This window comes from Desulfobacula sp. (assembly GCF_021107415.1).
On sequence record NZ_JAIOSW010000152.1, the window covers coordinates 1 to 9264 of the forward strand.

Sequence of the window (9264 nt, forward strand, 5' to 3'; positions counted from 1 at the left end):
CATCCATTCAAAATAAGTCTTTGACCAATTATCAGGAATAATTCTTGTTCTTCCATTACGAACGGCATCTGATGCTTTTTTTGCAAGGGGATCTACCTTGACAAACCATTGTTTTGAAATAATGGGTTCAACAACCGTCCTGCACCGATAACAATTACCCACACTGTGTTTTAACGGTTCTTTTTTTACCAGCAATCCCTGCTCTGTAAGAGCTTCAACAGCCTTACTTCTGCACTCAAACCGATCCAGGCCTTCAAACTGCCCCGCACCTTCCAGCATCAGCCCGTCATCATCAATTACCTTTAATTTTTCAAGTCCATGTTTTTCTCCCAGATGAAAATCATTGGGATCATGGGCGGGAGTTACCTTTAACGCCCCGGTTCCAAACTGGGTATCCACATACTCATCTTTAATAATCGGGATAATCCTGTCCGTTAAAGGAAGCATTACCTCTTTTTCTTCAAGGTCCTTGAACCGGTCATCTGTCGGATTTACTGCAACACCCGTATCCCCAAACATGGTTTCGGGCCGTGTGGTTGCAACGGTAAGGCCCTGTTTCTTATTCACAAAGGGATATCGGATATAATACAGATAACCATCTTCGTCTTCATACTCAACTTCAAGATCAGCAAGGGCTGTTTTACACCGGGGGCACCAGTTAATAATATACTGACCCTGGTAAATCAGTCCTTCTTTATAAAGCCTTATAAAAACCTTCCTAACGGCATCGGAAAGACCCTCGTCCATGGTAAACCGTTCACGGTCCCAGTCACAGGAGGCACCCAGTCTTTTAAGCTGGTTGATAATAGCGCCTCCGGATTTCTCACGCCACTTCCAGACTTGTTTTATGAATTCCTCACGCCCGAGCTGGTCTCTTGTCTGTCCCTTTGCCGCAAGGTCTCTTTCAACAACATTCTGGGTTGCAATTCCAGCATGATCTGTTCCCGGCATCCAGAGGACATTATAGCCCAAAAGCCTTCTATACCGACACATGATGTCCTGAATAACATTATTTAACGCATGGCCCATGTGAAGTACGCCAGTGACATTCGGTGGTGGAATAACTATTGAAAAGGCCTTTTTGTCACTCTTATCTTCTGCCTTAAAAAATCCATTATCAAGCCAATACTTATACCATTTTTCTTCAATGCCTGCCGGCTCATATCCTTTATCCAGAGAGTCATAACTCATAAATCAACTCCTAAAACCCATATTAATGAAAAAGGGGATTTTTTAATGAATCCCCATAACCTTTAGTATATTTAAATTGCTGAAGATTAAGATCTTTTTGCAAACACTCCTTTATCTCGGCAATTTCTTTTTCAATTACTTTTTCCATGACCTCAAACAGAATGGTTTCTATTTTATCGGCAAATTTTTTTTCAATTACTTTTTCCAATGCAGCCTCTAATAATTCCGGAGTCAGGCTCAAATCTTGGGGTAAAACCATCTCTTGGTCATGTTCAAGCGCACTATCGTCCACCAGATCATCTGTCGGACCATCCATCGGCTCATCTACCAGGTCATCCATCTGGTCATCTGATTCAAGCTCAAGCCCTTCGTCAAAAGAGGTTTCATCTTCCAGGTCAAAATCTTCTTCAACCTCGGCACTCTCTTCCTTTACAATATCCAGATTAAAATCAGTACGTTCTTCTTTGACAATATCCGTCAGTTCAATGACTTTGTCTTCCAGTTCAATGACCTCAACTTTAGTTGCATGGTCGTGCCCCTCATCAGCAATATCCGTCAGTTCGATAATATACTCGTCTGTTTCATCTTCACTTAAAACATCACCATCCCAATCTGTCATATCGGCCATAAAGTCCTCACTTTATTAAGATATTCAAAACAATGCCCTGTCCAATATCTGCGAACATCAAAAAATACCAAAGCCGGATCAAAGTGTCAACTATTTAAAAAAGCCATTTACAATGTACACTCTTTGTTTTAAACAGTTCCATGATGCAAAAGTTTATTATTCCGAAAATCAATACAATACCGTCAAAAGCAAAAATCCAGGGCCAGGATGCAAAACATATTTCTAAAGTTCTCAGGTTAACCAAAGGAGACCGCATTGAAATTACCAATGGTGAAGGAAAAGATTTTACAGCCATAATTACTTTTATTTCCCTGGGTAACATAGAACTTGATATTATTGACGAATATGACTCTTTAACGGAGTCTCCCATTGATATCACGCTTTGTTCCGGCATGCTGAAAGATAAAAAAATGGACTTGGTGATTAAACATCTGACACAGCTTGGCATCCAAAAATGGATTCCCTTTTTTTGTGAACGATCTATTCCCACCCCTGACATGAAAAGGATGGAAAAACGAATAAAGCGATGGAAAATCATTGCCAGAGAATCTTTAAAACAGTGCCGAAGAAGCCGGCTGCCACAGATTTCAAAACCATTGAGTTTTGAAAAACTGCTCAATCAGTCCGCATCCTGTGATCTGAAAATTGCGTTTTGGGAAAAGGCGACCCAAAGACTTGATACACTGGAAAAAAATCCATCCAATCTTAAAATTATCATCTTGATCGGCCCTGAAGGAGGATTCTCAGAAACTGAAATGATAGTGGCAAAAAAAAAAGGCTTTTTATCCTATTCTCTTGGACCCAGAATTTTAAGGGCTGAAACTGCCTCCATTTCAAGTTGTACCCTGGTTCAACACATCCTCGGTGACCTATAAAAACATAAACTTTTCAAACATTTTCCCTTGACATAGATAGTCAAAAAGAATATATAGCCCTCTGTTGTTTGAGCCCAGGTAGCTCAGTCGGTAGAGCAGGGGACTGAAAATCCCCGTGTCGGCAGTTCAATTCTGTCCCTGGGCACCACAAGATAATAAAAGGGTTCTCAATCAAAGGATTGATAACCCTTTTTTGCTTTTGTTCTTTTAATTACAGATTATTGCAGGTTAAAGATGGAAACCAATATATTACTGATTAATTATATTGAAAATTCAATCCCTGATCTTAAAAAATCAAAATTTTATGACCGGATAGAATTCAAAACAATACCCTCCGGTCAAAATCTTGCATTTCTCCTTTCAAAAAATTCTTCTGATATTCTTGTTATCTTCATGCATAAAGAAAAAAAGGCATGGCTGGAAAAAATTGCCGGCATCACAAAAACAATGGTGGATATACAAATTATTGCCGTTGTGCCAAAAGATTTTTTTGAAACAGGGGTTAAGGCCCTTCAAAATGGTGCTTCCGACTATATGGCCCTACCTGGGACAGCGCATATATTTGATTTTTATATCAACAGGTCTTTAGAACACAACTATCTTCATACGCATCTTTGTTATAATGATCTCTGCTATAAAACCAGATTTGCCAGATCGGAAGATAATTACAAACAGCTTTTTAATGAAGTCCCCTGTTTTATGTATGTCCAGGACAGAGATTACCAGATTACCGATTGCAATCGCAAATTTGAAGAATATTTTGGACAACATACAGGAGAATATTGTTTTGGAATATGTAAAAACAGAGATGATCCGTGTACAAAATGCCCGGTGCAAAAAACCTTTAAAGATGGTAATAATCATGCATCGGAAATGGAAATAATTTCTTCTGATGGTATAAAACATGTGGTTTTAAGCTGGACTGCTCCCATAAAAGACAATCATGGAAAAATTACCAATGTTCTGATCATGCTCACAGACATTACAGAGGCCCGAAGACTTGAGGGCCATTTAACATCACTCGGGTTTATGATCGGCTCCATATCCCATGGCATCAAAGGACTTCTTACAAGTCTGGATGGAGGAATATACCTGATGGATACAGGATTTCAAACCCATAACCAGGAAAAAATAAAAGAGGGCTTTGAACTGTCCAGACAGATGACTTCCCGTATAAAAAAGCTGGTGCTGGATATTCTTTACTATACAAAAACCAGGACCATGGAATGGAATAACATCTCTGTTAAACAATTTATGGAAGACACCATCGACATTATTTCAACGAATGCCCGGAAAAATGCGATAACAATCGACTACAATCTTGAAGTATTAACCAAGGACGATTTGTTTGAAATAGATGAAAAAAGTCTTCAGGCCGCCATGATCAATATTCTTGAAAATGGAATCGAAGCCTGCATTGACAGTCCTTTGAAAAAGGAACATACCATTACATTTCATGCAAGGATAGACAAGGAAAAAGTTTTGTTCCGCATCCAGGACAATGGTCTTGGCATGGATCAATCAACCTTGAAAAATATTTTTACAATTTTCTTTTCCTCCAAAGGAAACAAAGGTACAGGCTTAGGACTCTTTATTGCTAATAAAGTCATTGGACAGCATAGAGGAGGCATTAAAGTCGAATCCGAACAGAATAAAGGTACAAAATTTTTAATTGAGATACCCAGAACCGTTCCTGAAACAGCAAGGAACCTACGGGGTGTCGCCCATTGTAATTAATGGTCAGTAATATGATACCGACACTCATTGACACATTAAAACAAAAAGTCCCCAGACAGTAAACTATCCAGGGACTTTAGTTTTTTTAAGTCACCAAGATGACTCTTTTAGAACAAATAAAACGGTTAACTATAACACGGTTACATTTGTTGCTGCAGGACCTTTCTGTCCTTCTTCGATGTCAAATGAAACACGGTCTCCTTCATTCAGGGATTTAAAACCTGTTGAATTGATACCTGAGTGATGCACAAATACATCTTTTCCGTCTTCCTGTTCGATAAATCCAAAACCTTTTGTGTCGTTAAACCATTTTACGATACCATTAGCCATATTGGCAGTCTCCTGTAATAAAAATAAAAAATAATACCAGTTTCTAACTTTAAGAGTAATGCCGTTTTTATTATCGGGGATATACACTTTTAGAATGAAACCTATGCGCTTTACATAAAACAGCGCGAATCAGAGGTATAATATATGAATAAAGGAAAAAGTCAAGCGTTAAATGAATTTCGTTAAATGAGTTTCTACTTTTAACCCTCATCTTGAATAATACAAGCATGCATCAAAAAGGCCTTAAAAACCAATTTTCAGGATTTAACATCTTTATCGAGTATCTCCCGGATTGACGTGGCAAGATCCTTATTGGAGATGGGCTTTTGGAGATATTTTTGGATACCTATTTCAAGGCCTCTTGCTTCTGAAAACGTCTCACTGTATCCTGTACACAGGATAATGGGAATGTCCTGTCGAACTTTTAATAAATTTATGGCAAGTTCATCGCCCGTCATTTGCGGCATGGTCATATCAGTGATAATCAGATCAAATTGATCGGAATATTTTTCAAAGGTTTCAAAGGCTTTGACTCCATTTTCAAAGGTATCGACAGTATAACCGCAATCTGTTAAAAACTCTTGAACAATCAGACGGATATCTTCTTCATCATCAACAACCATGATCTTTTCGGTCCCGCCTTTCAATGGTTTTTCTTCTTTTAAGTCTGTAGAATGATCTGCTTTCTGCTTAACCACAGGCAGGTAGACATAAAAACTTGAACCCTGTCCTATCGAACTTTTAGCTTTTATATAACCATCATGCTCTTCAACAATTGCATGGACCAGGGCCAGACCAAACCCAGTCCCCTTTCCCACCTCTTTGGTAGTAAAATATGGATCAAATGCTTTTAATAATGTCTTTTCATCCATACCAAGACCTGTATCAGTGATTTCAAGTTTAAGATATCTGCCTTTATTCATACCATGATCAAAGACATCCTTGTTGTCTGAAATCTCAACTTCATCCAGCTGAACCGTCAGGACACCACCGGTCTCACCCATGGCATGATATGCATTGGTGCAAAGGTTCATGATGACCTGATGCATCTGGGTGGGATCAGCCAATACCTTTGCCCTGGAAACAATATTTTCATTAATTTCAATGGTGGTGGGAATTGACGAGCGTAATAATTTAAGCGCCTCTTTTACCACAAGATATAAATTTAACGGATGTTTTTCATATTCTGTCTGACGACTGAATGTCAGGATTTGCTGGACAAGCCCGGCTGCTCTCTGGGCGCCTTTAACAATCTGCGCTATATGACCTTTTGCCTTTATCGGATTATCCAGATTCATCTCTGTCAATTGGGCATAACCGAGAATTCCTGATAAGATATTATTAAAATCATGAGCAATTCCCCCTGCAAGCGTTCCTATTGCCTCCATTTTCTGTGATTTTTCCATTTGCACTGCTATTTTTTTTCTTTCCAGGGCAGCCAGTTTATACTCTGTAATGTCCCTGGCTTCTGCAATAATGAATGCCACCTTATCCAAAGAATTGAAAACGGGTTTTATGGAGATGTCGACATCCTTGATCTTATCATCTTTTGAAATATTTGTGGTTTCATATCGCACAAGTTTACCTTGGGTTGCCTTTTTAACAGATTCTTTCAATCGGTGTTGAACCATTGAGTCATGACGCCACCAGGGAGTCTGCCAAAAGGGTTTATCCACAACATCCCCTGCTGTACAGCCTGCAAAATCAAGCCCGGTCTGATTTATCTCCTCAAGCATCCCGGAAGGAGATAAAATTCCTGTGAACTGAAAGGATTGATTAAAAAGACCGCGAAGTTTTAATTCGTTTTCTACGAGAGCAGCCCGGGCCTCTATATTTTTTTGAATTTCAGCTCCAATTTTTCCATGGTACTTTTCCAACTGGTCCATAAAAAAATTAAAGTGTTGAGACACTTTACCAAACTCAGCAGGAGCACCATCATCCATACGAACGGAAAAATCACCTTTGGCGCCTCCTTCAAGCTTATCCATTAACGATACAAGCGGCTTTGTTACAGATACACTGATAACATAAGCTATCCCAATAAATGATAGAAGAATTATACCCAGAACAATGGTCAAAACATTCCTGAATGTCCTCAAAGGTGAAAAAATTTCCTCAACATAGCTTGAAGAGGCGACAACCCATTTATATTTTGGCAAATGTTTGAAGATAACGATTTTTTCACGGGGTTCCGCTTCATCTGGATTTTGCCAGAAATAATTGATTTTCCCGTTTTTCTCTTTAAGAATCTGTTTTAAAAATTGATTTGGATACTCTGATTGCTGCAGCAGATTGATTCCCTGAAGTTTGGGATGGATCACTGCCGTTCCGTCTTTATCCAGGACATAGGCATATCCGGATTTTCCTGATTTGTATGAAAGAATGCTTTCCCTGAAGTCATTAATATTCAGCAGGTGATTAAACTCTCCACGATAAGAAGAGACTGAGATAATCCAATCAAGGGGTTTATAGTAAACCATATGGAGTGCTTTGGGTCGTTCTTGCAGCTCGCCCGGATTTTTCCAGTCATACTCAAGGTAACCATCTTTTATTTCCATCTGTTTTTTAACAAAATCAAATTCTGAAACATCAGAATTCCTTACCTTGTCATTGGGATGAATCGTGACGATCCCTTTACTGTTCAGGCAATAAATATAACCGCTTAAACCGATGGACTGGCTTAAAAATATCTCTTCAATGATTTTAATGGCTTGGGACCTGGTCAATAATCCGGATCGATATTTGCTATAATAATACTGAGCAATATCCAAATTTTTCTCGGCAATGGCCTGAAGTCTGTTTTTAATGGAAACCGAGGCAGCTGTGTTTATCAGGTTCACTAAAGAATTGGTTGTACTCTGCAATTCTTTTTCAATATTGGTTTGAAGTATTTTTTTTGCCTGATAATAAGCAATGGTACTCCCAATTATAATTAACGGGATAAAAACAAATAAAAATGTCAGTAAGATCTTGTTTTTAAATTTTAGCTTCTCAAAAAGCATTTAAATGATTTACCGTCCTGAAAATTGAAATAGACACACCCCAAAACCCTGATACTGTCTATTGAAAATGTATTTTTAATATGAATACTATATCATTTCTTATAAATAAAGTAATATCTCTTTTAAATTGATTTTATCATTTTGATTTATCATGGCCATTTGCGGAGGATTTCATGAAACCTCACAAAATATTAATTTTGTTCCCTTTCTATTTTTTATTATTATTTTTCTGTCCTGTTATTGGTTTTTGTTCTCTTCCTGTTCCACCCGTAATCCCCTTGGCTGATATCGATGAAATTCAGGATCTTCGTTATATATCCGAAGGTACGGATTTTTTTATCTGTAAAACAAATCAAGGATTAACCCAATGCGAAGCCTGGGGAAAACAATGGAAATTTTATAAGCCATGGCCCGATATTGAAAAAGGGACAACTGACCTGAAAACCGACTGGGAACTCCTCTCAGCAGCAATTGTCCGGTATTGGGGTTTGGGAACGGATATAATGATGGGGTGGCCTACTATTTTAAAAATGCTCAATAGCCTTTAGTTTTTAGCCATCCATTTGGAGATCATTGTCTTATCCTTGAACAAATTCAGATCCGTTCTAAAAAATGGGTGTCAATGTCACCCTTTTGAAAGGCTTTGTTTTCAAATACCTTTTTGAAAAAAGGTATGGTTGTCTGAATTCCCTGTATCTCAAATTCATCCAATGCCCTTTTCATACGATTGATGGCAGAAGGTCGGTCCTGGGCCCAGACTATAAGCTTACCGACAAGGGAGTCATAAAAAGGACCGACCATATATTTATCGTGGATATGGGTGTCAACCCGAACCCCTGGTCCGCCGGGAAAGATAACTGATTCAATTTCACCCGGAGACGGCATGAAATTGTCTTTTGGGTCACAAGCGTTAATCCTGCATTCCATGGACCAGCCATTGGGGATAATGTCTTCCTGCTTAATCTCAAGCTTTTGGCCTGCTGCAATTAAAATCTGCTGTTGAACAATATCAATGTCTGTAATCAATTCTGTGACAGGATGCTCAACCTGTACCCTGGCATTGACTTCCATGAAATAAAAATTTTTATCTTTATCCACCAGAAATTCCATGGTCCCTGCATTAAAGTATCCAATAGATTTGGCGATTTTTATGGCTGTTTCCCCAAGAATAGTCCGAAATTCAACATCCACAAAGGAGGAAGGAGCTTCTTCAATGAGTTTTTGATATCTCATCTGGATACTGCATTCCCGTTCGGCTAAATGAACATAATTGCCGAACATATCTCCCAGGATCTGAATTTCGATATGACGTGGTTTTTCAATATATTTTTCAAGATAGAGGTCAGGGTTACCAAAGGCCACCTTGGCTTCTCCCGATGCAATCGGAAGGGCTTCAATCAGTTCTTCTTTGTTGTTGGCAATTCTCATGCCCCGGCCGCCGCCGCCGCCGGAGGCTTTTAAGATGACGGGAAAACCAACCTTATCAGCCACCTCACAGGCC

At 38.9% G+C, this 9264-nt stretch carries 8 protein-coding genes and 1 tRNA gene; 4 read left to right on the forward strand and 5 right to left on the reverse strand.

Annotated elements, in window-relative coordinates; all coding sequences use genetic code 11:
- A partial coding sequence (locus K8S13_RS08400; protein WP_291461918.1) for a class I tRNA ligase family protein occupies window positions 1-1191 on the reverse strand: 1191 nt, incomplete at its 3' end.
- Between the two features lie 22 nt (window positions 1192-1213).
- Window positions 1214-1819 (reverse strand): hypothetical protein, encoded by a 606-nt coding sequence (locus tag K8S13_RS08405; protein WP_291461919.1) that lies wholly within the window; start codon window positions 1817-1819, stop codon window positions 1214-1216.
- A 140-nt stretch (window positions 1820-1959) separates the two neighbouring features.
- On the opposite strand from K8S13_RS08405, the gene K8S13_RS08410 reads away from it, so the two are divergent.
- The 3 genes from K8S13_RS08410 to K8S13_RS08420 all read left to right on the forward strand — a co-directional run bounded on the left by K8S13_RS08410 (window position 1960) and on the right by K8S13_RS08420 (window position 4431).
- Entirely contained in the window at window positions 1960-2694 is a 735-nt protein-coding gene (locus tag K8S13_RS08410) for a 16S rRNA (uracil(1498)-N(3))-methyltransferase (protein ID WP_291461920.1), read from the forward strand.
- Between the two features lie 72 nt (window positions 2695-2766).
- Window positions 2767-2842: transfer RNA gene (locus tag K8S13_RS08415), tRNA-Phe, on the forward strand.
- A gap of 86 nt (window positions 2843-2928) precedes the next feature.
- Entirely contained in the window at window positions 2929-4431 is a 1503-nt protein-coding gene (locus tag K8S13_RS08420) for a nitrogen regulation protein NR(II) (RefSeq protein WP_291461921.1), read from the forward strand.
- Between the two features lie 129 nt (window positions 4432-4560).
- Here K8S13_RS08420 and K8S13_RS08425 read toward each other — a convergent pair whose 3' ends face one another.
- Both K8S13_RS08425 and K8S13_RS08430 read right to left on the reverse strand, forming a co-directional pair.
- A complete protein-coding gene (locus K8S13_RS08425) occupies window positions 4561-4761 on the reverse strand; it encodes a cold-shock protein (RefSeq protein ID WP_291461922.1) in 201 nt (66 codons plus the stop codon).
- 257 nt (window positions 4762-5018) lie between these two features.
- The gene (locus tag K8S13_RS08430) at window positions 5019-7763 is read right to left on the reverse strand and encodes a cache domain-containing protein (protein WP_291461923.1); all 2745 of its coding nucleotides are present in this window, start codon (window positions 7761-7763) and stop codon (window positions 5019-5021) included.
- A gap of 173 nt (window positions 7764-7936) precedes the next feature.
- Between K8S13_RS08430 and K8S13_RS08435 the strand changes: the two genes are divergently transcribed.
- The gene (locus tag K8S13_RS08435) at window positions 7937-8311 is read left to right on the forward strand and encodes a hypothetical protein (RefSeq protein WP_291461924.1); all 375 of its coding nucleotides are present in this window, start codon (window positions 7937-7939) and stop codon (window positions 8309-8311) included.
- A 46-nt stretch (window positions 8312-8357) separates the two neighbouring features.
- Here the strand turns inward: K8S13_RS08435 and K8S13_RS08440 are convergent.
- Window positions 8358-9264 (reverse strand): ATP-grasp domain-containing protein (locus K8S13_RS08440; protein WP_291461925.1); only part of this gene is annotated, 907 nt, incomplete at its 5' end.